We start from the raw sequence: 23,522 nt of genomic DNA, 5'->3' as shown, positions 1-23,522 counted from the left end.
TGACAATAAGAGTAGGGAGGACACTATGACTGAAAAACGGATCCAGCCTCTCGCGCGTGACGCGATGGCCTATGTTCTCGCTGGCGGCCGGGGAAGCCGCCTCAAGGAACTCACCGACCGACGAGCCAAGCCCGCCGTCTATTTCGGCGGCAAGACGCGCATTATCGATTTCGCGCTGTCAAACGCGCTGAATTCCGGTATCCGCCGCATCGGTGTCGCCACCCAGTACAAGGCGCATTCGCTGATCCGCCACCTGCAGCGCGGCTGGGACTTCTTCCGTCCTGAACGTAACGAAAGTTTCGACATCCTGCCGGCCTCCCAGCGCGTTTCGGAAACGCAGTGGTATGAGGGCACGGCAGACGCCGTCTACCAGAACATCGACATCATCGAGCCGCACAATCCCGAATACATGGTGATCCTGGCCGGCGACCATATTTACAAAATGGACTACGAGCTGATGTTGCGCCAGCACGTCAATTCCGGCGCCGACGTCACCATCGGCTGCCTGGAAGTGCCGCGCATGGAGGCGGTCGGCTTCGGCGTCATGCATGTCGATGCCAAGGACATCATCATCGACTTCATCGAAAAGCCCGCCGATCCGCCCGGCATTCCCGGCAACGAGGAGATGGCGCTGGCCTCGATGGGTATCTACGTCTTCCACACCAAGTTCCTGATCGAACTTCTCAAGCGCGATGCCGCCGACCCCAATTCGTCGCGCGACTTCGGCAAGGACCTGATCCCCTATATCGTCAAGAACGGCAAGGCCGTCGCCCACCGCTTCGCCGAATCCTGCGTGCGCGCCGAGATGGAAAAGCAGGCCTACTGGCGCGACGTCGGAACGGTCGACGCCTATTGGCAGGCCAACATCGACCTCACCGACGTGGTGCCGGAACTCGACCTCTATGACGGCAACTGGCCGATCTGGACCTATTCGGAAATCACCCCGCCGGCAAAGTTCGTCCACGACATTGATGGCCGCCGCGGCTCGGCGGTCTCGTCGCTGATCTCGGGCAATTGCATCGTCTCGGGCGCCCAGATCAATCGCACGCTGCTGTTCACCGGCTGCCGGGTCAATTCCTATTCGCAGCTCGACCATTCCGTTGTTCTGCCGGAGGTGATCGTCAATCGCCGTGCGCGGCTAAGCAACGTCGTGGTGGATCGCGGCGTTATCATTCCCGAAGGACTAGTCGTCGGCGAGGATCCTGAACTCGATGCCAAGCGCTTCCGCCGCACGGAATCGGGCATCTGCCTGATAACCCAGGCGATGGTCGACAAACTGGGCATGTGAGATGAAAGTCCTTTCCGTCGCCTCGGAGGTTTTCCCGCTGATCAAGACAGGGGGGCTCGCGGATGTCGCGGGCGCCCTGCCCTTGGCGCTCGCCCCGCTGGGCATCGCCATGCGCACCTTGCTGCCGGGCTATCCAACGGTGATGGCGAAGCTTAAGGACCCGCGCAAGATCGCCGACATCCCTTCGCTGCTCGGCGAGCCGGCAAGCATCCTGTTCGCCAAGCATCACGGACTCGATCTCTATATCCTCGACGCGCCATTCTACTTTGATCGCGAGGGCGGCCCCTATACCGATGTCGTCGGGCTCGACCACGACGACAACTGGCGGCGCTTCGCAGCGTTGTCGCTGGCAGGCTCGGAACTGGCCAATGGGCTGGACCCCGCCTGGACGCCTGATCTGGTGCATGTCCACGACTGGCAGGCGGCGCTGACGCCGGTCTATCTGAAATACTCGCCCGTGGGCGCGACCACGCCCTCGGTGATCACCATCCACAACATCGCCTTCCAGGGACAATACTCCCCGGCGATCTTCGCGGAACTGTCGCTACCGCTCGACGCGTTCTCCGTCAGCGGCATCGAATATTACGGCGATGTCGGCTTCCTCAAAGGCGGCCTCAGGACGGCCTGGGCGCTGACCACAGTCAGCCCGACCTACGCCACCGAAATCCTCGAACCGCAATTCGGCATGGGCCTCGAAGGGTTGGTGGCAGAACGTGTCGACGACCTCTACGGCATCGTCAACGGCATCGATGATGCCGTCTGGGACCCCGAAAGCGACAAGCACATAGGCTCTCAATACGCCTCCGGCTCGCTCAGGAAGCGTGCCGAGAATCGCGCAGCCCTTGCCACCCGCTTCGGCCTGACGCCGGGCGATGGGATGATCTTCTGCGTTGTGTCGCGGCTGACCTGGCAAAAGGGCATCGACCTCATTGCCGAAGCCATCGATTTCATCGTCGAGAACGGCGGCAGCCTTGCTGTGCTCGGCTCCGGTGATCCGGTGCTGGAAAAGTCCCTGAAGGATGCGTCTGCGCGCCATCCCGGCCGGGTCTCGGTGATCTTCGGCTATGACGAACCGCTGTCGCATCTCATGCAGGCCGGCGCCGATGCCATCCTCATTCCCTCGCGTTTCGAGCCCTGCGGCCTGACCCAGCTCTATGGCCTGCGCTATGGCTGCATTCCCATCGTCGGCCATACCGGTGGGCTTGCCGACACGATCATCGACGCCAATGGCGCAGCCGTCGCCGCAAAAGTCGCGACCGGCGTGGAATTCACGCCAGTGACGGCGGAAGGCCTGATCGGAGCCTTGCGCCGCACATTCCGGCTGTTTTCCGAACCGAAGACATGGGCAACGATGCAAAAGGCGGCTATGAAGTCTGACGTCTCCTGGGCGTCTTCAGCCCGTCAATATGCCGACCTATACAAGACTCTTCTCAGCAGGGTGACTTAAGCATGATCACGATCGTTCCGACCACGCCCTATTCCGACCAGAAGCCGGGCACTTCGGGCCTCCGCAAGAAGGTGCCGCATTTCCAGCAGAAGAACTATGCGGAGAACTTCATCCAGTCGATTTTCGATTCGCTGGAAGGCTTCGACAACAAGATCCTGGTGATCGGCGGCGACGGTCGCTACTACAACAGAGAAGTCATCCAGATTGCCATCAAGATGGCCGCAGCCAATGGCTTCGGCAAGGTGATGGTCGGCCGTGGCGGCATCCTGTCGACGCCTGCCGCCTCGCACCTGATTCGCAAATACGGCGCCTTTGGCGGCATTATCCTGTCTGCATCGCACAATCCCGGCGGCCCGACCGAGGATTTCGGCATAAAATACAACGCTTCCAATGGCGGTCCCGCACCGGAAAAAATCACCGATGCCATCTTCGCGCGCTCCAAGGTGATCGACAAGTATCGGATCTCCGATGATGCCGACATCGATCTCGACGTGCCGGGCATCAAGCATGTCGAGGAAATGGAAGTCGCCGTCGTTGACCCGGTCGAGGACTACGCGGCGCTGATGGAGACGCTGTTCGACTTCCCGGCCATCAAGGCGAAGATCGCCTCGGGCTTCCGCGTCGTGTTCGACGCGATGAGCGCGGTGACCGGCCCCTATGCCAAGGAAATTCTCGAAAATCGCCTCGGTGCCCCGAAAGGCTCCGTCTACAATTTCATCCCGCTGCCGGATTTCGGCGGCCATCACCCGGACCCCAACCTCGTCCACGCCAAGGCGCTCTACGACCAGATGATGGGACCGGATGCGCCCGATTTCGGAGCGGCATCGGACGGCGACGGCGACCGCAACCTGATCATCGGCAAGGGCATCTTCGTGACGCCGTCCGACAGCGTCGCGATGCTTTCGGCCAACGCCCATCTGGCACCCGGTTATTCCAAGGGCCTCGCCGGCATCGCCCGCTCCATGCCCACCTCCGGTGCGGCCGACCGCGTGGCGGAAAAACTCGGCATCGGCATCTATGAAACCCCGACGGGCTGGAAATTCTTCGGCAATCTGCTTGACGCCGGCATGGTCACCATTTGCGGCGAGGAAAGCGCTGGCACAGGCTCCAGCCATGTGCGCGAAAAAGATGGCCTGTGGGCCGTGCTGTTGTGGCTCAACATTCTTGCTGTGCGCAACGAGTGCGTCAAGGACATCGTCACCAAGCATTGGGCCGCCTTCGGACGTAACTATTATTCTCGCCACGACTATGAGGAAGTCGATAGCACCGCCGCCAATGGCCTGGTCGACAATCTGCGCGCCCAGCTCGCCACCCTGCCAGGCAAGACATTTGGTGCGCTCACGGTTCAGACCGCCGACGACTTCGCCTACAACGATCCGGTCGACAAATCCGTATCCGAGCACCAGGGCATCCGCATCCTGTTCGAAGGCGGCAGCCGCGTGGTCTTCCGGCTGTCCGGCACCGGCACTTCAGGCGCAACCCTGCGCGTCTATATCGAGCGCTACGAGCCCGATGCCTCGCGCCACGACATCGACACGCAGGAAGCTTTGGCCGACCTGATCGCGGTTGCCGACGAGATTGCCGAGATCAAGTCGCGCACCGGCCGCGACCAGCCAAGCGTGATTACGTGATCCATGCGTGACTTCGACTGGCATGGCGGCACGATCACAGCAGACACGGTCGTGACGGACAGTTACCGCAATACCCAGAATGTGCGCCGCTTCATGACAGCGGCGTGCGGCAAGGAATTCAGGTTCGATCGCGCCTTCATGGCATGGATGAAGGACGGCACACCCAAGACCATGGGCGAAGCCGCCGCCGAATGGCTGAGGCGAAAGGGTTGAATGCGGTCCAGCCTTAGACAGAAGATTATCGAGGTCTGCGACCGGAAGATTTCCGAAAAAGGCCCGGGCGTCGGGTTGTCATTCTACGCGTTCTTCGCCAATCGGAACGACGATCCCGAATGCCTGATGGAAGCCGCCGAGTGGTGGATCCGCAACCATCGGCTGGATCATTTCGAAAAGGCCGTGAAGATCAAGGCAATGGTGGTGGAGATGCGATGAAGCGCTGAGATCTGCGAGCGCTCAATCACTATTCAAACCGCCCTTCCTGAACGCAGCTAGTGCCGCACCCACAAATTTTCCATCCTCTCCTAGAGCAGCGACACGGCGCAAATGTGCGCTCACCGCGACCTTGCCTCTCCCCTTGTGGGAGAGGATACGCAGGCCGGGTGAGCCTGCGAGCCCTTGGCCGGAGTTGGTGAGGGGTGAACCGCAACGCCAAATCCAGTTGCACAGTTCAATTTTTCGCGTCATTACTTTGCCATGCCCCATCATGAGCCACCCGAACAGCATCGAAGATCTGCTCGCGCCATGCGGACCGACTCGACCAAGGCGGAAGAAATGCTCTGGCGGCAGTTGAAGGGCCGCCAGATCGGCGACGCGAAATTCAGACGACAGGTTCCACTCAAGGGCTTCATTCTCGATTTCGTCTGCTTCGATGCCAGATTGGTTATCGAAGTCGATGGCAGCCAGCATGCGGAAAGCACAAGAGATATAGCGAGGGATGCCCTGTTTCGGGCGGAGGGTTTTCGCGTGTTGCGGTTCTGGAACGAGGAGATCGAGAAGGGTCTCGATTTTGTCGTCAGGAGGATTTTGGCAGAGTTGCGTGGCGCCGTGGGGTGAGTGCTCGTCGGCGTTCAAGGCACCCCTCACCAAGCGCGCCCAAGCGATCGGCTCGCGCCTCTCGCGGGCTTGCTATCCTCTCCCACAAGGGGAGAGACAAAATCGAGGCCGCGCCACACCTCTACTTCTCCCCTTGTGGGAGAAGAAGCAATTTCATCGGCTTAGCGATTGCGCCCGAAAAGGTTGCCTTAAGTGGGACGGTGCACGCAATCGCTAAACGATAGAAATTGCAGATGAGGGGCTTATGAGGCAAATCACCATCAATCGTTCGAATCGAGATACGCCAACATACTCAATGCCTTACCCGCCAATATCCCCGCCCTCTCCAACCCACTTATACTGATTCCCGTCCCATCACGGATACACCATGAGGCGTCATGGCGAGGTGGGGCCGGTGACCGGTTGGAGAGGACGACGTAAATTCTCTTGTCGGGGGCCTGCGAGAAACGGAGCCCTCTTCGGCGGCGCTCGAAAGAGCGTGACTGGCCGCGGACGTGCCTTAGAGGCACACATCTCCCCATCGGGCACACTGCCGCGATGGGGAAGCAGATCTCCAGGTTCGCAAGCAAAAACCACCGAAACGGGGCGCAAAGCGCGCCACATATTATTTACTAAACGAGGCACGATTTGCGCCCCGGCCGATCCGCGCGCATCTGAAGATGGATTGCAGCGGGATCAGATGAGAATGACACATCACCCGGAGGCATCCCAGCCTGCCGGCTTTTTCCTGCGCCTATGATATTCCAACCCGATAGCTCTTTTTATCACGTGCCCGATATGCTCTGATCAGCCAACCCCACCTGAAAGCCAATTGCTCATGATTCCTGCGAAACTCGGTGCCACCATCACTCCCCAGGGCGTCGATTTCGCCGTCTACTCCGGCAATGCCAGTGCCATCGACCTCTGCCTGTTTGCCGATCAGGGCAGCCACGAACTTTGCCGCCTGCCGATGACGCGCGGTGAAGGAAATGTCTGGAAGATCTCGGTGGAAGGTTCCGGCAAGGGCACGCGCTACGGCTTTCGGGCGCATGGCGACTATGCACCGGATCGCGGCCTTTGGTACGATCCATCCAAGCTGCTCGTCGACCCCTATGCGATCGAGCTGGACCGCGCCTTCATCTACGATCCGTGGCTCAGCAACTTTGCCGCTGAGACGATGGATCTGGTTCCCAAAGCTGTGGTCACGGAGCTTGCTGAAGTCGCGATAGCACCTCCACTTTTCACGCCTGGCAGCCTTGTCTACGAGGTCAATGTCCGGGCGATGACCATGCTGCATCCGGATATCCCGGAAGCCGAGCGCGGCACGATCAAGGCGCTCGCCCATCCCAAGCTGATCGCGCATTACCAGAAGCTTGGCGTCTCTGCCCTCGAGCTGATGCCGATCACCGCCTGGATCGACGAACGGCATCTGCCGCCGCTCAATCTCCGCAACAGCTGGGGCTACAATCCCGTGGCACTGATGGCGCTCGACCCTCGCCTCTGCCCCGGCGGTGTTCGCGAACTCGCCGAGACCGTCTCGGCGCTGCATGCTGCGGGCATCGGCGTCATTCTCGACCTGGTCTTCAACCATTCCGGCGAGAGCGACCAGCTGGGGCCAACCATCTCGATGCGCGGGCTCGACAGCCTCGCCTACTATCGCACACCCGAGGGCCAGCCCGGCCAACTGATCAACGACACCGGCTGCGGCAACACGCTGGCCTCTGATTCCCCGGCCGTCCACGATCTCGTGCTCGACACGTTGCGTCACTTCGTGCGCCATGCCGGCATCGACGGCTTCCGCTTCGACCTGGCGCCGATCATGGGCCGCAGCGGCAATGGCTTTAACGCCGACTCGCCCTTGTTGACAGAGATCCACAACGACCCGCTGCTTGCCGATCGGATATTGATCGCCGAACCCTGGGATATCGGCCCCGGCGGCTACCAGCTCGGCAATTTCCCGCCCTGTTTTTTGGAATGGAACGATCGCGCCCGCGATGACATCAGGCAGTTCTGGCGCGGCGATGGCGGCAAGCTTGGCAGCTTCGTCACTGCGATCGCCGGGTCCTCCGACATCTTTGCCCGCAATGGTGCGACCGACACCCGCACGGTCAATTTCATCGCCGCCCATGACGGCTCTTCGCTGATGGATCTGACATCCTACGAGCACAAGCACAACGAGCTGAACGGTGAGGAAAACCGCGACGGCCACAACGAAAACTATTCCTGGAACAATGGCATCGAGGGCGAGAGCGCGGACATCGTCGTACTTGCGGCCCGCGAAAGGGACGTGCGCGCCATGCTGGCCACGCTGTTTGCAAGCCGTGGTACGATCATGCTGATGGCCGGCGACGAGATGGGCCGCACCCAGCGCGGCAACAACAATGCCTATGCGCAGGACAACGCGCTGACATGGATCGACTGGGCGCATATCGACGAGTCGTTGCTGGCGTATGCGGCAAAATTGGCTGATGTCCGGAAGCGCTTCGATGTTTTCTCGCAAACCCACTTCCTGACTGCTGGCGATGTAACTTGGCTTACGCCTCATGGCGCCCCGATGCAGGGCAGCGACTGGGAAAATCCCGCCAATGGTGCTTTCGTCATGCTGCTGACGACAAAGGACAACGAGACCGGCACATTGGTGCGACTGGCCATTGCCTTCAACCGTACTGCAGACGATGTGTCCCTTCAGCTTCCCGAGAACGCATCCTGGCAAGTGCTGGTTGGCGATGGCATGACGCTGGCGGCGAGATCGGTGAGCATATTTGTGAGCGCCGCCAGTTAACCCGTCAATAAGCGGAGCTAGACTCGTGACGTGATGGAGGGTCCGGACAATGTCATCTGAACGCGTTCGGCAGGCTTTTCTCGATCAGGCGCAATATTGCGATGCGCTCGGTTCACCGTTTACGGCGCGCGTCTGTCGCCTGTTTGCCCAGCGCCTTGCGCCGGATGGGGCGGTGTCCGACGTGATCCTGAACTGGTCAGGCGATCCGTCTTCGAAAGCCGATTCCGTGCCGCTGCGTATCGCCGGCTGCCTGCACGCTTTGGTGCTGGAAGGCAAGGACGCCGCCCTTGCCGCGTCCTATCCGCCAAATGCTACAGACGAGGATACACTATGGACAGCCATATCCGACACTCTGGATGAGCAGTCGGCATTTATCCTTGAGCGCCTGAAATCTGCGCCCCAGACAAACGAGGTCCGCCGCTCCGCTGCCTTGCTGCCGGGCTTCATCACCATTGCCGAGCTGTTCGACAAGCCGTTGGTTCTATCGGAGATCGGCGCCAGTGCTGGCCTGAACCTGCAATGGGATCGCTATGGCTACATCCTGCAAGGCAGCCAATGGGGTGACGTAGCTTCGACGGTTTTGATCGAACCCGATTGGCACGGTGGTACCCCACCCGTCGGCAATGTTGAAGTGCAGCAGCGCGCCGCCTGCGATCTCAATCCGCTCGACGCAGCCAATCCCGATGACCGGAGGCGCATGCTGGCCTATATCTGGGCCGATCAGGCCGATCGCATCAGCCGCACCCGCAACGCGCTCGACCTGGCCGCCAAAAATCAATTGCATGTCGAAAAGGCGGATGCGGTGGACTGGTTGAAGCTTCGTCTAAACAAGACCTTCACCGGCGCGACACACGTCATCTTCCATACGATCGCCTGGCAATATTTGCCCAAAGCGCTTCAAGAACAAGGCGAGCGATTGATTGCAGAGGCCAGTCAGCGTGCGACCAATGAGGCGCCGTTGGCTCGGCTATCGCTTGAAGCCGACGGCGGCCACGACGGCGCTTCGCTGACGCTGCAGATCTGGCCCGCCGGCCAAAAACAAGAAATCGGCCGTGCTGATTTTCACGGCCGATGGGTCAAATGGCGGGGATGGCAGGGCTAAAACGCGTCGCGATCCTTCGGATTCGCTGTCGCGCTTTAGCTCTTCGTTTTGACGCATGTTTTAGGCGCAAAACCGCTGCACACTTTTGCGCAACATGCTTTGGGCGGTACTACAGATCCGCGTCGGCTGCGCCTTCGCTGAGCATGCCGAAGCAATATTCGGCAAACGACCGCCAGCATTCGACGCGGTAGGTGTCTTCCTCGGGACGATAGAGAACGATCTCCATCTTGCCGAACACCGTTCGCGAGCAGGCCCCGACCGGGAAAACCGATGGCGTGAGATCCTGCGGGCAGGCCGAGCTGATTGCCGTTTGCGCACCCGGACCCGACACGATGATGCCGATGTTGCGATGGGATACGTCGACCGCCGAATGCAGCGCGCCGGACTTCGCGGCAAGACCGACGAAATCCGTGCCGTCAGGGCCGATCAGCAGCCACTCGTCGGGACCGAGCCAGAGAGCATGAATGCCATTGCCATTGGCCGAGGTCTTCGGCTTTTGTGGCAGGGTCACGCCGAGCGCGGCCGACAAGGCGGCGATGGCATCGGGAGCCGCACGCAGAGACGCGCGAGCCGCTGGCGGAGCCATCGTCAGGCGCACCGAAGCGGAGCCGCCATGAACCTGCGAGAGAGGGGTCTTGCGCATTGCCTCAACCATTGATCCGGCCTCCATCCTTGTCATAGAACACCGCGTCGCAAACCTCGACCGAGATCACCCGGTCCGCCATCGGCACATAAAGCGTCTGGCCCATCAGCAAACGTCCGCCGGCTACCAGCGCCATGGCGATGGAGTGGCCGCAATTTTCCGACCAGTATGACGACGTCACGTGACCGAGCATCTTCATCGGAATCGGCTGGTTGGGATCGGCGACGATCTGCGCGCCCTCCTCCAACACGTCCTTGGTATCCTTGGTTCTGAGTCCAACCAGTTGCTTGCGGCCTTCGGCCAGAAGATCCGGGCGCTTGATGCCGCGGATGCCGACGAAGTCGGCCTTCTTCTTGCCAACGGCCCAGGAAAGGCCGGCATCGTCGGGCGTCACCGTGCCGTCGGTGTCCTGGCCGACGATGATGTAGCCCTTTTCGGCGCGCAGCACGTGCATCGCCTCGGTGCCATAGGCGCAGGCACCCATCGGCTCGGCCCGTTCCCAGATTGCTTCCCAGACGGCCTGACCGTAATCGGCCGGCACGTTGACTTCAAAGCCAAGTTCGCCGGCAAAGGTCATGCGGAACAGACGCGTCGGCACGCCGGCAATCTTGCCCTCGACAACGCTCATATGTGGGAATGCTTCGGCTGAAAGATCGATGCCCTCAAGCAGTGGCTCGATGATCTCACGGGCCTTTGGACCCTGCACGGCGATGACAGCCCACTGTTCGGTGGTCGAGGTCAGCCATACCTTGAGATGCGGGAATTCAGTCTGCAGGTAGTCTTCCATGTGATGCATCACGCGCGGCGCACCGCCGGTGGTGGTGGTGACATGGAAGCGATCCTCAGCCAGACGACCGACGACGCCGTCGTCATAGACGAAGCCGTCTTCGCGCAGCATGATGCCGTAGCGGCAGCGGCCCGGCTTCAGCGTGTCCCAACTGTTGGTATAAAGCAGGTTCATGAAGGTAGCGGCATCCGGGCCGACCACCTCGATCTTGCCGAGTGTCGAGGCGTCGAACACGCCAGCGACGGTGCGCACGGTCTTGCATTCGCGGTTGACCGCCTGATGCATGTCCTCGCCCGCCTTCGGATAGAACCAGGCACGCTTCCAGATACCGACGTCCTCGAACATCGCGCCATGATCTTCCGACCATTGGTGCATGGGCGTCTTGCGGGCAGGATCGAACAGCGGACCTCGCGCATGATTGACGATCGCACCGAAGGTGACCGGCGTGTAAGGTGCGCGGAAGGTGGTGAGACCGACTTCCGGGATCGGCTTACCCAGCGATTCCGCAGCAATGGCCAGGCCGTGGACGTTGGACAGCTTGCCCTGGTCGGTCGCCATGCCATTGGTCGTGAAGCGCTTGATATGCTCGATCGAATGCATGCCTTCGCGGACTGCGAGGCGGATATCCTTGGCGCACACGTCGTGCTGGAAATCGACGAAGGCCTTGGCTGAGGTGTTTTCCGGTCCGGCGCCCTCGCCGGCTCCGGCCATGCCACCGGTCCATTCGAAGGCTTGGGTAGCATTGATCGACAGGCTCGAAGCACCCTCGGCACCTGCCGCACGCGCCATCAGTTCGCCTGCGCCAAGCGCTTCTTCGATCGTCGCCGTGATCGAACCAGTGCCGTTGCAGGCGCCGACCGAAAGGCAATCTTGGGCATAGGTGCCCGGCAGGAACCGCTGGTTTTCCGTATCGAAGGCTAGCTTGCCGCGCGACTGCGAGAACAGATGCACGGACGGCGTCCAGCCGGATGACATGATCAGCGCATCCACGGCGATCTTTTCGCCGCTACGCATGCCCTTGCGGGCCACCGTCATCGACGAGATGCGCAGCTTGCCGCCGGTCGAGATGACAGCCTGTCCGGTGCGAACATCGATGCCGAGTTCGCGGGCCTTGGCCAGCACCGCCTCACCGGGCTTGTCACGGGTGTCGACGATCGCTGGGATCTGCACACCGGCAGCCTTCAAGTCGAACGCGGCTTCATAGGCCGAATCGTGGGATGTGTAGACGCCGACCTTGGCGCCGACGGCCACGCCGAAATGGTTGAGATACATGCGGGCGGCCGAGGCCAACATGACGCCGGGACGATCGTTGCCGTCAAACACCATGTGACGTTCGATAGCGCCGGTGGCAAGGATCACGCGCTTGGCGCGGACCTGCCAGAGCCGTTCCCGCGGCGCGTGACGATCCGGACGGGCAACATGATCCGTGACGCGCTCGACCAGGCCAATGAAATTCTGCGCGTAGTAGCCGAACACGGTGGTGCGGCTCAGGACCCGCACATTCGGCATTGCAGCGAGCTTGGCCACCATCTTCTGCGCCCAGGCAAATCCGTCCATTCCGTCGATGGCGACACCGGTGTCGAAATAGAGCGAGCCACCGAACTCCGCACGCTCGTCAGCGATGATGACGCTGGCGCCGGTTTCGGCTGCAGCCAGTGCCGCGGCAATGCCAGCGGCTCCACCACCGGCGACCAGCACGTCGCAATGGGCGAAGCGCGCAGCGTAATGATCGGGATCCGCTTCCTTCGGGGCAACGCCGAGACCGGCCGATGCGCGGATGCGCGGTTCATAAATCTTGTGCCATGCAGCCTTCGGCCACATGAAGGTCTTGTAATAGAAGCCGGCAGGAAAAAACGGCGAAAACAGATTGTTGACGCCGCCGATATCGAAGGCCAGCGACGGCCAGCGGTTCTGCGATTTCACGGTCAGGCCGTCATAGACTTCCTGCATGGTGGCGCGCACATTCGGTGCGGCACGACCAGCGTCGCGGGAAATGTCCATCAGCGCATTCGGCTCTTCCGGACCAGCGGTCAGGATGCCGCGCGGGCGGTGATACTTGAACGAACGGCCAGCCAGATGAATGCCGTTGGCCAGCAGCGCCGAGGCGACGGTGTCGCCCTCGAGTGCCGTCAGCGTGCGACCGTCATAGGAGAAGCGCGCGGTCTTGGCGGGCGTCAGGCGGCCCTTGCCGGCGATACGATTTGCAGCGCTCATTTCTGGCCTCCATTGCCGGCAAGCTTGGCGTCGATTGTGGCCTGGTCTGGCTTGGGCTCATCTTGCCGATAGGTCATGACGAACTTGTCGGTGACCGTGTGACGGACGGCGCGGAAGAACTTGCCGCAGCCGGAAATATGCCGCCAGCGCTCGAAGACCATCCCCTTGGGATTGTCGCGCAGGAAGAAATAGTTCTCGAAGTCTGCATCCGAGATCTCGGTGATGTTTTCCGGACGGACGATATGCGCCTCGTCACCGTTGCGGAACTCGAGTTCCGGACGCTCTTCGTTGCAATAGGGGCAATGGATCAAAAGCATGTCAAACCCCTCTTAGTGCGCGACGGCGGCGGCTGCCGCCTCGTCGATCAGCCGGCCGGTGCGGAAGCGCTCCAGCGTGAATGGTGCGTTGATCGGATGCGGCTCGTTGCGGGCGATTGTGTGCGCAAACACATGCGCCGAGCCCGGCGTCGCCTTGAAGCCACCCGTCCCCCAGCCGCAATTGACGAACAGGCCAGGCACCGGCGTCTTGGCGATGATCGGCGAGCGGTCCGGCGTCACATCGACGATGCCGCCCCATGACCGCATCATCTTCATGCGCGTAAACATCGGGAACATTTCGCAGATCGCATCGAGCGTGTGGTTGATGATGTGCAGGCCACCGGTCTGCGAATAGGACGCATACTGGTCGGTACCGGCACCGATCACCAACTCGCCCTTGTCAGATTGCGAGATATAAGCGTGCACGGTGTTTGACATGACGACGCATGGGAAGATTGGCTTGATCGGTTCGGAAACCAGCGCCTGCAGCGGGTAGGACACCAACGGCAGCTTCAGCCCGGCCATCTGCATGACCACCGATGTATGGCCTGCGGCCACGACGGCGATCTTCTTGGCGCCGATAGAGCCCTTGGTGGTCTCAACGCCAGTAACGGCGCCATCCGGGCCACGATTGATTCCCGTGACTTCGCAATTCTGGATGATGTGCACACCGCGATCGGATGCGCCGCGAGCATAGCCCCACGCGACGGCGTCGTGGCGAGCCGTGCCGCCCTTCCGCTGCAACGCGGCACCGATGACCGGATAGCGCGCCGACTTGGAAATGTTGAGCGGCGGGCAATAGTCCTTCGCCTGCTCGGGCGTCAGCCATTCATTGTCGACGCCATTGAGGCGATTGGAATGGATGTGACGCTTGAACACCTGCTCGTCGTGGATGTTGTGAGCGAGCATCATCACGCCGCGCGGCGAGTACATGACGTTGTAGTTCATGTCCTGCGAGAGATTGTCCCACAGCTTCAGCGCATGATTATAGAGAGCGGCACTCTCGTCATAGAGATAGTTCGAACGGATGATGGTGGTGTTGCGGCCGGTATTGCCGCCGCCGAGCCAACCGCGTTCGATCACCGCGATATTGGTGATGCCATGCTCTTTCGCCAGATAATAGGCGGTGCCCAGGCCATGCCCGCCGGCGCCGATGATGATGACATCATACTCCTTGCGCGGCTCGGGCGAGGTCCATTGCTTTTCCCACCCCGTATGCCCCCTGAGGGCCTCGCGGGCGACGGCGAAAACTGAGTATTTGCGCATTCGCTGATAACTCCATATGCAAGAGGCGAATTGCTATTGCTGGCTAAAGCAAATCGCAAAAATACGACGCTGACAACGTTTCTTTTGCGACGCCCGGCGGCGCTCAATCACCACAATGAAAGCTGAGATAACAGCCCTATTTCATCAAAATATGATGGAACCACTGGACTTGCCGCAATTGTTCTGTTATCGCCTAGCATCAATCGCTTGGCCAACGGCCCTGCGAAACAACTATTGTTTGCTTCCGGAAACTGCATAGTTTCGGAAAATCAACTCGAGATAAGGAACGGGATTCACGTGCAGGTACTGGTTCGCGACAACAATGTTGATCAGGCGCTCCGCGCTCTCAAGAAAAAGATGCAGCGCGAAGGCATTTTCCGCGAAATGAAGATGCGCGACTACTACGAAAAGCCGTCGCAGAAGCGTGCTCGCGAAAAGGCTGAAGCCGTTCGCCGCGTGCGCAAGCTGGCTCGCAAGCGCGCCCAGCGCGAAGGTGGCATCGTCACCGGTGGTCGTCCTGCGGCAGCAGCTGCTGCTCGCTGATCTGCCGTCGTTCTGACGAAATCTAATGTCTGTGTGGCGGGGGCGATTCTAATCGCCGCCGCCTTTTTGGTTGAATAGGCTGCCCCGGACTGGGCGGCTTGTGGGAAGAATACGAGAAATGGCCAATATGACTGCAGATTTCCTGATCGGCTCGACAGGGGGAAATCGTAAGCCCCCGCGCATTTTCGGGCTCAAGTCGGGAGTAATTCTGCTCGCCTTGACCGCCGGCCTGGCAGCCTGCACCAGCACCGACACATCAGATACGATCCGTATCAACAAGGAACAGGGCACCGAAGAGAACATCGCTTCGCTGACCGCTGTTATCGACTCCAATCCGTCCGATCCCGAGGGCTATAACACCCGCGGTTCGGCCTATGGCCGCGCCGGCGAATTCCGCAGCGCACTGGACGATTTCAATCGCGCCCTCGAGCTCAATCCGAAGTTCTACCAGGCCTATGCGAATCGCGGCCTGATCTATCGCAATCTCGGCCAGCCCGAACAGGCACTGCAGGACTACAACACGGCGCTGCAACTCAGCCCGCGCTACGACGTGGCTTTCATCGGCCGTGGCAACGTCTATCGCCAGGCCGGCCAGCTCGATGCGGCGATGAACGATTTCAACAAGGCTATCGGCCTCGATACGACTGACCCGCGCGCCTACCACAATCGCGGCCTGATCTACCAAAAGCGCGGCAACCACGCCAAGGCGATCGAAGACTTCTCGACGGCGATCTCGCTGTCGCCGAACTCCGCCGAACCTTACAACGGCCGCGGCATCTCCTATGTGGCGATGAATGACGACGACAATGCCTTCGCCGATTTCAACCACGCGATCGAGCTCGACGGCAAGCTCGCCGAATCGTGGGCCAACCAGGCGCTGATATATGAGCGCAAGGGCGACCTCAAGCGCGCCTACAAGTCCTACGCCCACGCGGCATCGCTCGATCCGAAATACCAGCCTGCCAAGGATGGCGTGGCGCGTACCCGCGCAGCAGTAGCCGCGAACTGATTCTTCTTTTGATGATCATGAAAAAAGCCCGGCGGATGCCGGGCTTTTTTGTTTCCAATCGTCTATTCGCTCAATGTGCCAGTGCCTTGACGATGTCTTCGGTCATCTTCTTGGCGTCGCCGAGCAGCATCATCGTGCCATCCTTGTAGAACAACGTGTTGTCGATGCCGGCATAGCCGGAGCCGAGCGAGCGCTTGACGAACAGGCAGGTCTTGGCCTGATCGACATTCAGGATCGGCATTCCGTAGATCGGCGAGGACTTGTCGTCGCGCGCTGCCGGGTTGGTGACATCGTTGGCGCCGATCACATAGGCCACATCGGCCTGCGCGAATTCCGAGTTGATATCCTCGAGTTCGAACACATCGTCATAGGGGACGTTTGCTTCGGCCAGCAGCACGTTCATGTGGCCGGGCATGCGGCCCGCAACGGGATGGATCGCATACTTGACCTCGACGCCGGCGGCTTTCAGCCTGTCGCCCATTTCGCGCAGGGCGTGCTGGGCCTGGGCCACCGCCATGCCGTAGCCCGGCACGATGATGACCTTGGAGGCATTGGCCATCAGGTAGGCGGCATCATCGGCCGAGCCGAGTTTGACCGACTTGTCGGAATTATCCTCAGCCGCCGAAGACGTATCGCCGCCGAACCCACCGAGAATCACCGAGATGAACGACCGGTTCATGCCCTTGCACATGATGTAGGAGAGGATAGCACCCGACGAGCCGACCAGAGCACCGGTGATGATCAGCGCCAGATTGCCGAGCGTGAAACCGATGCCGGCCGCAGCCCAGCCCGAATAGGAGTTGAGCATCGAAACCACGACGGGCATGTCGGCGCCACCGATCGGCACGATCAGCAGCACGCCGAGCGCCAGCGACAGCACGACGATCAGCCAGAAATCGACATGGCTTTCGGTGATCGCCAGACCGGCGATGAAGAACACGATGCCGATCAGCAGGGCCGCATTGATCACATGCCGGTAGGGCAGCATGATCGGCTTGCCGGACATGCGACCGTCGAGTTTCAGGAAGGCGATGATAGAGCCGGTGAAGGTGATAGCACCGATGGCGACACCGAGCGCCATTTCCACCAGCGCCTGGCCGTGGATCTCGCCGATTTCACCGATACCAAAGGACGACGGCGCATAGAGCGCTGCTGCGGCCACCAGCACGGCCGCAAGACCGACGAGCGAATGGAAGCCGGCAACCAGCTGTGGCATCGACGTCATGGCGATACGGCGGGCGATGACGGCACCGATGCCGCCGCCGATGGCAAGACCGAGCACGATCAGGCCGAAACCGGCGATCGATGGGCGCGCCAGCGCCAGCGTCGTCAGGATGGCGATTGCCATGCCGACCATGCCGTAGATGTTGCCCTTGCGGCTGGTCGACGGATGGGACAGGCCGGACAGCGCCATGATGAACAGCACGCCGGAGACGAGATAAAGAAAGGCTGCGATATTGACTGACATCACGGCCTCACTTTACTTTTTTCTTGTACATGGCAAGCATTCGCTGGGTCACCAGGAAGCCGCCAAAAATATTGATCGAGGCGAGAATCAGTGCCACGAAGCCGAAGCCGGTCGCCCAGTGACTGACCGACAGGCCGACAGCGAGCAGCGCACCAACCACGATCACCGAGGAAATCGCATTGGTCACCGCCATCAGCGGCGTATGCAGCGCCGGGGTCACCGACCAGACGACGTAATAGCCGACAAAGATCGCCAGCACGAAGATCGCCAGGCGAAACACGAACGGGTCGATCACTCCGCCAGAAAGCGCATGCGCGGCATCGGCGATCGACGGCTGGGTGGCGACCGCATCGTGAACGGCCTTGACAGCATGATCGAGATTCTCAAGCGCCTTGTTCAGAGCCTCACTGGCCATCTCAAGCCTCCTTCACGGTGTCGACATTCGGCATGGCGCCGAAATTCGGATGAACGACGGCGCCGCCATGGGTCAGCATGGTTGATTTGACCAGCTCGTCATCCAGATTAAGCGCCAGTTCCTTGGTCTCCTTGGAAACCATGGTCTCCAGGAAGGTTACGAGGTTCTTAGCATAGAGAAGCGAGGCCGAGGCCGCGATCCGCCCGGCGACGTTGAGGTGACCGATCACTTTGACGCCGTCGACATCGGCGACATCACCGGCGACTGCGCCTTCGATATTACCGCCACGTTCAACAGCGAGATCGACCGCAACCGATCCGGGCTTCATGGCTTTCAACATGTCGCGTGACACGAGGCGCGGCGCAGGCCGACCGGGGATCAGCGCCGTGGTGATGACGATATCCTGCTTGGCAATGTGCTCGGCGACCAGCACCGCCTGCTTGGCCTGATATTCCGCCGACATCGGCTTGGCGTAGCCGGCGGCGGTTTCGGCCGCCTTGAATTCCTCATCCTCGACCGCGATGAACTTGGCACCCAGCGAGGCGACCTGTTCTTTGGCGGCGGGGCGGACATCCGTGGCCGAGACCACGGCGCCGAGACGGCGGGCGGTGGCGATTGCCTGAAGACCCGCGACCCCTGCCCCCATGACGAAAACCTTGGCAGCGGGCACGGTGCCGGCAGCGGTCATCATCATCGGCACGGCGCGGTCATAACAGGCGGCAGCGTCGATGACGGCCTGGTAGCCGGCGAGGTTGGCCTGCGAGGAAAGTACGTCCATCGACTGGGCGCGAGTGATGCGCGGCATCAGTTCCATGGCAAAGCTGGTCAGCCCCGCCCGCGCCATGTCTGCAATTGCAGCCTCGTGACCATAGGGATCCATGATCGCAATGACGATAGCGCCTGATTTGTAGCCCTTGATCTCATCGGCGGTGGGCCGGCGAACCTTCAGCACCACATCGGCACTGGCCGCATCGGCCTTGGTGCCGATCCGCGCACCGAGCTTCTCATACTCGCTGTCCGGAATGCGCGACAACGTTCCGGCACCGGCTTCGACCACGACGTCGAGACCGAGTGCCTTCATTTTCTTGACCGTATCGGGCGAACCGGCAACGCGCGGCTCCTCCCCTTCGATCTCCTTGGCAATAAATACAATGCTGGTCACAAATATCTCCCCCGCACGATGAACTAGGCACGCGATTTCGCTTTCACGCTAGACCTCCGCAGCGTGAACGCAATCTCTCACAATGTATGCGACGTCAGAGGACGAAGAAGCCGGCGATGCTGAGAACGATGAACAGCAGTAAGGAAAACAGGAAACCTGCGCTGGTGAAGAAACCAGCCACCATGGCGATCAACAGGACCGCGATCAGCATCGAGCCGTATTTCGCCGCGTTGAGGAACCCGTTGTAGGTTTTCTCATGTTCGGCGTAATCCATTTCAGCGCCCAACTCGACCGGTCCCGAATGATGTTCAGCCATTGATGTCTCCCCAAGGCAATAACGGCACAGCGAAACTTGCTGCGCCGGATGCAGCTCCTAAAATGAAGGTCTCCCAAGCCGCTAAGCCCGGCCCCTCAATTTGGCTCTACACAATGAATTCACGAAGCGCAATGCGGTGATTCGGCCAAGAACGGCATCAAATCGATTATATGCGACAACGATTGAAAAAAGGCCCGGAAAGATATTTCACGGGCCTCTTTTGAGAGGTTTTGCCTGAGATTACAGCTTGCCGGAACGCTGCTGGATCATCATGAAGGTGTCGAACGTGTATTCGCCGATCTGCGCCCAGAGATAGGAGTCCTTCTTGAAGGCGAGCTGGTCATCGTAGATTTTCTTGAAATGCGGGCTTTTTTCGCGGAGCTCAGCATAGGTGGTGAGCGACGCCTCATAGGCCGCATTGAGGATTTCCTGGCTGTAGGGACGCAGCACTGCCCCGCCGCCGACGATCTCCTTTAGCGCGATCGCGTTTCTGGCGTCATATTTGCCGAGCATGTTGGAGTTAGCCGCAGCACAAGCATCGCCGAGGATCGCCTGGTAGTTTTTCGGCAACTCGTTCCACTTGGCGAGGTTGACCACCGCATGCACGACCGGGCCGCCTTCCCAGAAGCCGGGATAGTAGTAGTATTTAGCGACTTTGTTGAAACCAAGCTTGTTGTCGTCATAGGGACCGACCCATTCGGCCGCGTCGATCGTGCCCTTTTCCAGTGCTGGATAGATCTCGCCGCCGGGGAGTTGCTGCGGCACCACGCCGAGGCGCTCCATGACCTTGCCGGCCAGGCCACCGATGCGCATCTTGAGGCCTTTGAGGTCCTCGACCGTGTTGATCTCCTTGCGGAACCAACCGCCCATCTGCACGCCTGTATTGCCAGCGGGCATGCCGTAGAGGTTTTGAGTCGCCAGGAATTCATTTACCAGCGTGCCGCCGTTACCAGCCCAATACCATGCATTCTGCATGCGGGCGTTGAGGCCGAAGGGAATGGCAGAGCCGAGCGCATAGGTCGGCTCCTTGCCGTAATAGTAATAGAGCACGGTGTGGGCCATTTCGACCGTGCCGGCACCGCAGGCATTGGCCGCTTCGAGACCGGGAACGATTTCAGCTGCAGCAAACACCTGGATGTCGAATTTGCCATCGGTCGCGGCACGCACGCGGTCAGCGACATCGACACCGCCGCCATAGATCGTGTCCAGCCCCTTGGGGAAAGAAGAAGTCAGGCGCCAGGAAATCTTGGGATTTTCCTGGGCGATGGCCGGTGCGGCGAGCGCGGTTGCAGCAGCAGCGCCGGCGGCAGCCGTGCCAGCCTTCTTGAAGAATGTGCGACGATCCATTGATGTCCTCCCGGTTGAATTTCTGCGCGAGGTGGAGGCGCTCCTCATTTATGTGCCTTGCCTCCCCGCAGCACGCGCAGAGATAACCATGTTCAAACCGGCTGTACAAGCGCGAGGTGCCAAATTTATGCCGCAATATCATCGGGTAAGGGAGTGCTTACCGCCACTGGAGCGGATGATTTCAGGTCGATTCGACCTAAAATCTGAATCCGCTCTAGATTTAAGAATTAGAGCATGATGTCGTCCGAAAACCGCACATACGTTCGGCATCATGCTCTAACACGGTCGCGGTATTGACAGAGTTGCCCGGACCCGGCACTCAGGATGCACAGTGTTTGAAACGCCCTTGGAGACCATCATGCCCAGCCCAATCATCGCCATTCCCGCAGATACGCGCGAACTGGACGGCTATGGCTGGCATGCGACGCCCAACCAATATGTCAATGCAGTGGTCAAGGGCACGGGCGCCACGGCAATCATCGTTCCGGCCCTGCTAGAGGGCAATGACATCGATTCGATCCTCGATCGGGTCGATGGCGTGATGCTGTCGGGCTCGCGCTCCAACGTCCATCCATCGCTTTACGGCGGCGACGATTCTGAATTGAACGGCCCATACGACCGGCCACGTGACGCCACCAGCATGGCACTGATCCGCCGCGCCATCGAGCGCGGCATCCCGCTGCTCGCCATCTGCCGTGGGATCCAGGAGCTCAACGTTGCGCTTGGCGGTACGCTGGACACCGAGATCCAGGACAAGCCGGGCAATTGGGACCACCGTCGGCCCGACGTGCCCGAGCGCGACCGCATGTATGCGATCCGCCAGAAGGTGCATGTCAAGGAAGGCAGTTGCATCGCCGATGTGCTTGGCGCCGGCGAGTTCGACGTCAATTCTCTGCATCGCCAAGCGATCGGCAAAGCGGCACCGCGCCTCACCGTCGAGGCCGTCGCCGACGACGGCACTGTCGAGGCTGTGTCAGTGATCGACGCCAAGAACTTTGCCGTCGGCGTACAGTGGCATCCTGAATACTGGGTCGAGAGCGATGCCACATCCGCACGCCTGTTCAAGGCCTTTGGCGAAGCCGTGAAGGCCTATGCAGCCCGCCGCTGATCCCTGACGAAAACATACACTCGATAGAGCAGCAGAATGCCGATGCAGGTCGCGTAGAAGAACGGCCGCGGCGGCCAGCTTTTCACCGCCATGAAGAAATGGATCACGCCCAGCGTGGCGATGAGATAGACGAGCCGGTGCAGCCTGCCCCAGCCGCGTCCCATGGCACGGATCGCCCAGTTGTTGGACGTCACCGCAAGCGCGATCAGACAAAGAAACGCTGTCATGCCGACGATGATATAGGGTCGCTTGAACACATCCACGAAAATCACCGGTAGGTTCATCCCCCGATCAAGGATGAAGTAGGTGAGGAAGTGGAACAGCACATAATAGAATGTCATCAAGCCAAAGGCGCGGCGAAACCGGTAAAAGTTCACACGCGTCAGATCGCGGATCGGTGTCACCAGCAGGGTGGCGATCATGAAACGCAGCGCCCACTCTCCCAAGAGATGCTCGAAGGTCTGGATCGGATTGGCGCCGAGATCGTTGACGGCGCCAAGGTAGAAATACCAGACAGCCGGGATCAGGCCGATGCCATAGATCCACCAGGGTGAAATCTTGGCGAGCGTCTTGTTGATCTGCTTGGGATAATCCGTCTTGCGGACCTTTGTTGTGGATGTTGTCGCGATCGCCATCAGTAGTTCACCATCAGGTCCATGCTGGCATAGAGCGAGGCGACTTCATCGCCATAGCCGTTGAACTTCTCGGTGTCGCGCTTGCCGGTGCCGCCGAAGAAACCACCGCCCGCACCGAGCACCCGCTCCTGCGCCTGACTCCAGCGCGGATGGTCGCGCTCGGGATTGACGTTGGAATAGAAGCCGTACTCGTCAGGTGCGGAGACATTCCAGGCCGTAACCGGCTGCGTATCGACAAGGGTGATCTTCTCGATCGACTTGATGCTCTTGAAACCGTATTTCCACGGCACCACCAGCCGGATCGGCGCGCCATTCTGGTTCGGCAGGATGTCGCCATAGATGCCAACCGCCATGATCGTCAGCGGATGCATGGCTTCGTCGAGCCGCAGGCCTTCCTTGTATGGCCAGTCGAGAACCGGCGCAAAGCCGCCGACACCGGGCATTTCCTCGGGGCGTAGCGCCGTCTGGAAGGCGACGTATTTGGCACTGCCGAGCGGCTCGACCTGCTTGAGCAGATCCGAAAGCATGAATCCGGTCCAGGGCACGACCATCGACCACGCTTCGACGCAACGGAAGCGATAGATGCGCTCCTCGAGCGGCATCTTTGCGATCAGTTCCTGGACATCGAACTCCATCGGCTTCTTGACCATGCCGTCGATCTTGATCTTCCAGGGGAGCGGCTTGAAGTCGCCGGAATAGGCGGCCGGATCGCCCTTGCCGGTGCCGAACTCGTAGTAATTATTGTAGGTCGTCGCGTCTTCCTTCGGCGTGATCTTGTCGTTGACGATGTAGGCCGACTGCTTGGCATTGAGCGCCGCATGCGCCGAGGAAAACACCGAGCCGGCCAAACCGGCGGCAATCGCTGATGTCATGAATTGCCGACGCTTCATGAACAGGGACTTGGGCGTGATTTCCGATGACGGAATGGAAGGAAACTTGTAGGCCGGCATGACGATCCTCGATCCTGAACGATGCTTGGTTCGGATGAGTATACGTTACTCGCCGCCAAG

At 60.3% G+C, this 23,522-nt stretch carries 22 protein-coding genes; 10 read left to right on the top strand and 12 right to left on the bottom strand.

The window, feature by feature from the left end; all coding sequences use genetic code 11:
- The first annotated feature begins 25 nt into the window (after positions 1 to 25).
- Genes glgC through ACXHRN_RS04240 form a run of 5 tightly spaced genes read left to right on the top strand, consistent with a single transcriptional unit; the run spans position 26 to position 4,798 of the window.
- On the top strand, positions 26 to 1,288 hold the full coding sequence (gene glgC, locus ACXHRN_RS04260) for a glucose-1-phosphate adenylyltransferase (protein WP_488640100.1): 1,263 nt from the start codon (positions 26 to 28) through the stop codon (positions 1,286 to 1,288).
- A gap of 1 nt (position 1,289) precedes the next feature.
- A complete protein-coding gene (gene glgA, locus ACXHRN_RS04255; RefSeq protein WP_488640099.1) occupies positions 1,290 to 2,735 on the top strand; it encodes a glycogen synthase GlgA in 1,446 nt (481 codons plus the stop codon).
- Positions 2,736 to 2,737: 2 nt separating this feature from the next.
- Positions 2,738 to 4,366, top strand: coding sequence for an alpha-D-glucose phosphate-specific phosphoglucomutase (locus ACXHRN_RS04250; RefSeq protein WP_488640098.1), 1,629 nt, complete (start codon positions 2,738 to 2,740; stop codon positions 4,364 to 4,366).
- Between the two features lie 3 nt (positions 4,367 to 4,369).
- A complete protein-coding gene (locus ACXHRN_RS04245) occupies positions 4,370 to 4,579 on the top strand; it encodes a DUF6434 domain-containing protein (protein ID WP_488640097.1) in 210 nt (69 codons plus the stop codon).
- Positions 4,580 to 4,798 (top strand): DUF6500 family protein, encoded by a 219-nt coding sequence (locus ACXHRN_RS04240; protein ID WP_488640096.1) that lies wholly within the window; start codon positions 4,580 to 4,582, stop codon positions 4,796 to 4,798.
- A gap of 21 nt (positions 4,799 to 4,819) precedes the next feature.
- On the opposite strand, the gene ACXHRN_RS04235 is transcribed toward ACXHRN_RS04240, so the two are convergent.
- Entirely contained in the window at positions 4,820 to 5,437 is a 618-nt protein-coding gene (locus ACXHRN_RS04235) for a hypothetical protein (RefSeq protein ID WP_488640095.1), read from the bottom strand.
- A 799-nt stretch (positions 5,438 to 6,236) separates the two neighbouring features.
- On the opposite strand from ACXHRN_RS04235, the gene glgX reads away from it, so the two are divergent.
- Together glgX and ACXHRN_RS04225 are read left to right on the top strand one after the other, a co-directional pair.
- Complete coding sequence (glgX, locus tag ACXHRN_RS04230) at positions 6,237 to 8,180, top strand: glycogen debranching protein GlgX (RefSeq protein WP_488640094.1); 1,944 nt, start codon at positions 6,237 to 6,239, stop codon at positions 8,178 to 8,180.
- 49 nt (positions 8,181 to 8,229) lie between these two features.
- The gene (locus ACXHRN_RS04225) at positions 8,230 to 9,282 is read left to right on the top strand and encodes a DUF2332 domain-containing protein (protein ID WP_488640093.1); all 1,053 of its coding nucleotides are present in this window, start codon (positions 8,230 to 8,232) and stop codon (positions 9,280 to 9,282) included.
- A 109-nt stretch (positions 9,283 to 9,391) separates the two neighbouring features.
- Here the strand turns inward: ACXHRN_RS04225 and ACXHRN_RS04220 are convergent, their stop codons facing one another.
- From ACXHRN_RS04220 to ACXHRN_RS04205, 4 genes are read right to left on the bottom strand one after another with little or no spacing between them, the layout of a single operon-like run.
- The gene (locus ACXHRN_RS04220) at positions 9,392 to 9,937 is read right to left on the bottom strand and encodes a sarcosine oxidase subunit gamma (protein WP_488640092.1); all 546 of its coding nucleotides are present in this window, start codon (positions 9,935 to 9,937) and stop codon (positions 9,392 to 9,394) included.
- Complete coding sequence (locus ACXHRN_RS04215) at positions 9,930 to 12,926, bottom strand: sarcosine oxidase subunit alpha (RefSeq protein ID WP_488640091.1); 2,997 nt, start codon at positions 12,924 to 12,926, stop codon at positions 9,930 to 9,932. The genes ACXHRN_RS04220 and ACXHRN_RS04215 overlap by 8 nt, the downstream gene beginning before the upstream one ends.
- Complete coding sequence (locus ACXHRN_RS04210; RefSeq protein WP_488640090.1) at positions 12,923 to 13,243, bottom strand: sarcosine oxidase subunit delta; 321 nt, start codon at positions 13,241 to 13,243, stop codon at positions 12,923 to 12,925. The genes ACXHRN_RS04215 and ACXHRN_RS04210 overlap by 4 nt, the downstream gene beginning before the upstream one ends.
- A 12-nt stretch (positions 13,244 to 13,255) precedes the next feature.
- The gene (locus ACXHRN_RS04205; RefSeq protein ID WP_488640089.1) at positions 13,256 to 14,509 is read right to left on the bottom strand and encodes a sarcosine oxidase subunit beta family protein; all 1,254 of its coding nucleotides are present in this window, start codon (positions 14,507 to 14,509) and stop codon (positions 13,256 to 13,258) included.
- A gap of 234 nt (positions 14,510 to 14,743) precedes the next feature.
- Here ACXHRN_RS04205 and rpsU point away from each other — a divergent pair, with 234 nt between their 5' ends.
- Complete coding sequence (gene rpsU / locus ACXHRN_RS04200) at positions 14,744 to 15,052, top strand: 30S ribosomal protein S21 (RefSeq protein ID WP_488640088.1); 309 nt, start codon at positions 14,744 to 14,746, stop codon at positions 15,050 to 15,052.
- A gap of 127 nt (positions 15,053 to 15,179) precedes the next feature.
- Complete coding sequence (locus ACXHRN_RS04195; RefSeq protein ID WP_488641822.1) at positions 15,180 to 16,061, top strand: tetratricopeptide repeat protein; 882 nt, start codon at positions 15,180 to 15,182, stop codon at positions 16,059 to 16,061.
- A gap of 70 nt (positions 16,062 to 16,131) precedes the next feature.
- On the opposite strand, the gene ACXHRN_RS04190 is transcribed toward ACXHRN_RS04195, so the two are convergent.
- From ACXHRN_RS04190 to ACXHRN_RS04170, 5 genes are all read right to left on the bottom strand, one after another.
- The gene (locus ACXHRN_RS04190; protein WP_488640087.1) at positions 16,132 to 17,529 is read right to left on the bottom strand and encodes an NAD(P)(+) transhydrogenase (Re/Si-specific) subunit beta; all 1,398 of its coding nucleotides are present in this window, start codon (positions 17,527 to 17,529) and stop codon (positions 16,132 to 16,134) included.
- Between the two features lie 7 nt (positions 17,530 to 17,536).
- The gene (locus ACXHRN_RS04185; protein ID WP_488640086.1) at positions 17,537 to 17,944 is read right to left on the bottom strand and encodes an NAD(P) transhydrogenase subunit alpha part 2; all 408 of its coding nucleotides are present in this window, start codon (positions 17,942 to 17,944) and stop codon (positions 17,537 to 17,539) included.
- A 1-nt stretch (position 17,945) separates the two neighbouring features.
- A complete protein-coding gene (locus ACXHRN_RS04180) occupies positions 17,946 to 19,106 on the bottom strand; it encodes a Re/Si-specific NAD(P)(+) transhydrogenase subunit alpha (protein ID WP_488640085.1) in 1,161 nt (386 codons plus the stop codon).
- A 94-nt stretch (positions 19,107 to 19,200) separates the two neighbouring features.
- Positions 19,201 to 19,422, bottom strand: coding sequence for an aa3-type cytochrome c oxidase subunit IV (locus ACXHRN_RS04175; protein ID WP_488640084.1), 222 nt, complete (start codon positions 19,420 to 19,422; stop codon positions 19,201 to 19,203).
- 240 nt (positions 19,423 to 19,662) lie between these two features.
- Positions 19,663 to 20,769: a TRAP transporter substrate-binding protein gene (locus ACXHRN_RS04170; RefSeq protein WP_488640083.1), complete on the bottom strand. Its 1,107-nt coding sequence runs from the start codon at positions 20,767 to 20,769 to the stop codon at positions 19,663 to 19,665.
- Between the two features lie 358 nt (positions 20,770 to 21,127).
- Here ACXHRN_RS04170 and ACXHRN_RS04165 point away from each other — a divergent pair, with 358 nt between their 5' ends.
- On the top strand, positions 21,128 to 21,877 hold the full coding sequence (locus tag ACXHRN_RS04165; protein ID WP_488640082.1) for a gamma-glutamyl-gamma-aminobutyrate hydrolase family protein: 750 nt from the start codon (positions 21,128 to 21,130) through the stop codon (positions 21,875 to 21,877).
- Here ACXHRN_RS04165 and msrQ read toward each other — a convergent pair.
- A complete protein-coding gene (gene msrQ, locus ACXHRN_RS04160) occupies positions 21,859 to 22,512 on the bottom strand; it encodes a protein-methionine-sulfoxide reductase heme-binding subunit MsrQ (RefSeq protein WP_488640081.1) in 654 nt (217 codons plus the stop codon). The genes ACXHRN_RS04165 and msrQ overlap by 19 nt on opposite strands.
- Complete coding sequence (msrP, locus tag ACXHRN_RS04155; RefSeq protein WP_488640080.1) at positions 22,512 to 23,462, bottom strand: protein-methionine-sulfoxide reductase catalytic subunit MsrP; 951 nt, start codon at positions 23,460 to 23,462, stop codon at positions 22,512 to 22,514. The genes msrQ and msrP overlap by 1 nt, the downstream gene beginning before the upstream one ends.
- Positions 23,463 to 23,522: the final 60 nt, after the last annotated feature.

The organism is Shinella sp. OV683, from assembly GCF_057787725.1.
The sequence above is the reverse complement of the archived record's forward strand: the minus strand, read 5'-3'. Positions and strand labels throughout refer to the sequence as shown.

What these genes read in the sequence shown, in the direction of transcription:
- glgC (WP_488640100.1), top strand. Translation starts at nt 26, where the DNA reads ATGACTGAAAAACGGATCCAGCCTCTCGCGCGTGACGCGATGGCCTAT.
- glgA (WP_488640099.1), top strand. Translation starts at nt 1,290, where the DNA reads ATGAAAGTCCTTTCCGTCGCCTCGGAGGTTTTCCCGCTGATCAAGACA.
- ACXHRN_RS04250 (WP_488640098.1), top strand. Translation starts at nt 2,738, where the DNA reads ATGATCACGATCGTTCCGACCACGCCCTATTCCGACCAGAAGCCGGGC.
- ACXHRN_RS04245 (WP_488640097.1), top strand. Translation starts at nt 4,370, where the DNA reads ATGCGTGACTTCGACTGGCATGGCGGCACGATCACAGCAGACACGGTC.
- ACXHRN_RS04240 (WP_488640096.1), top strand. Translation starts at nt 4,580, where the DNA reads ATGCGGTCCAGCCTTAGACAGAAGATTATCGAGGTCTGCGACCGGAAG.
- glgX (WP_488640094.1), top strand. Translation starts at nt 6,237, where the DNA reads ATGATTCCTGCGAAACTCGGTGCCACCATCACTCCCCAGGGCGTCGAT.
- ACXHRN_RS04225 (WP_488640093.1), top strand. Translation starts at nt 8,230, where the DNA reads ATGTCATCTGAACGCGTTCGGCAGGCTTTTCTCGATCAGGCGCAATAT.
- ACXHRN_RS04220 (WP_488640092.1), bottom strand. Translation starts at nt 9,937, where the DNA reads ATGGTTGAGGCAATGCGCAAGACCCCTCTCTCGCAGGTTCATGGCGGC.
- ACXHRN_RS04215 (WP_488640091.1), bottom strand. Translation starts at nt 12,926, where the DNA reads ATGAGCGCTGCAAATCGTATCGCCGGCAAGGGCCGCCTGACGCCCGCC.
- ACXHRN_RS04210 (WP_488640090.1), bottom strand. Translation starts at nt 13,243, where the DNA reads ATGCTTTTGATCCATTGCCCCTATTGCAACGAAGAGCGTCCGGAACTC.
- ACXHRN_RS04205 (WP_488640089.1), bottom strand. Translation starts at nt 14,509, where the DNA reads ATGCGCAAATACTCAGTTTTCGCCGTCGCCCGCGAGGCCCTCAGGGGG.
- ACXHRN_RS04195 (WP_488641822.1), top strand. Translation starts at nt 15,180, where the DNA reads ATGACTGCAGATTTCCTGATCGGCTCGACAGGGGGAAATCGTAAGCCC.
- ACXHRN_RS04190 (WP_488640087.1), bottom strand. Translation starts at nt 17,529, where the DNA reads ATGTCAGTCAATATCGCAGCCTTTCTTTATCTCGTCTCCGGCGTGCTG.
- ACXHRN_RS04185 (WP_488640086.1), bottom strand. Translation starts at nt 17,944, where the DNA reads ATGGCCAGTGAGGCTCTGAACAAGGCGCTTGAGAATCTCGATCATGCT.
- ACXHRN_RS04175 (WP_488640084.1), bottom strand. Translation starts at nt 19,422, where the DNA reads ATGGCTGAACATCATTCGGGACCGGTCGAGTTGGGCGCTGAAATGGAT.
- ACXHRN_RS04170 (WP_488640083.1), bottom strand. Translation starts at nt 20,769, where the DNA reads ATGGATCGTCGCACATTCTTCAAGAAGGCTGGCACGGCTGCCGCCGGC.
- ACXHRN_RS04165 (WP_488640082.1), top strand. Translation starts at nt 21,128, where the DNA reads ATGCCCAGCCCAATCATCGCCATTCCCGCAGATACGCGCGAACTGGAC.
- msrQ (WP_488640081.1), bottom strand. Translation starts at nt 22,512, where the DNA reads ATGGCGATCGCGACAACATCCACAACAAAGGTCCGCAAGACGGATTAT.
- msrP (WP_488640080.1), bottom strand. Translation starts at nt 23,462, where the DNA reads ATGCCGGCCTACAAGTTTCCTTCCATTCCGTCATCGGAAATCACGCCC.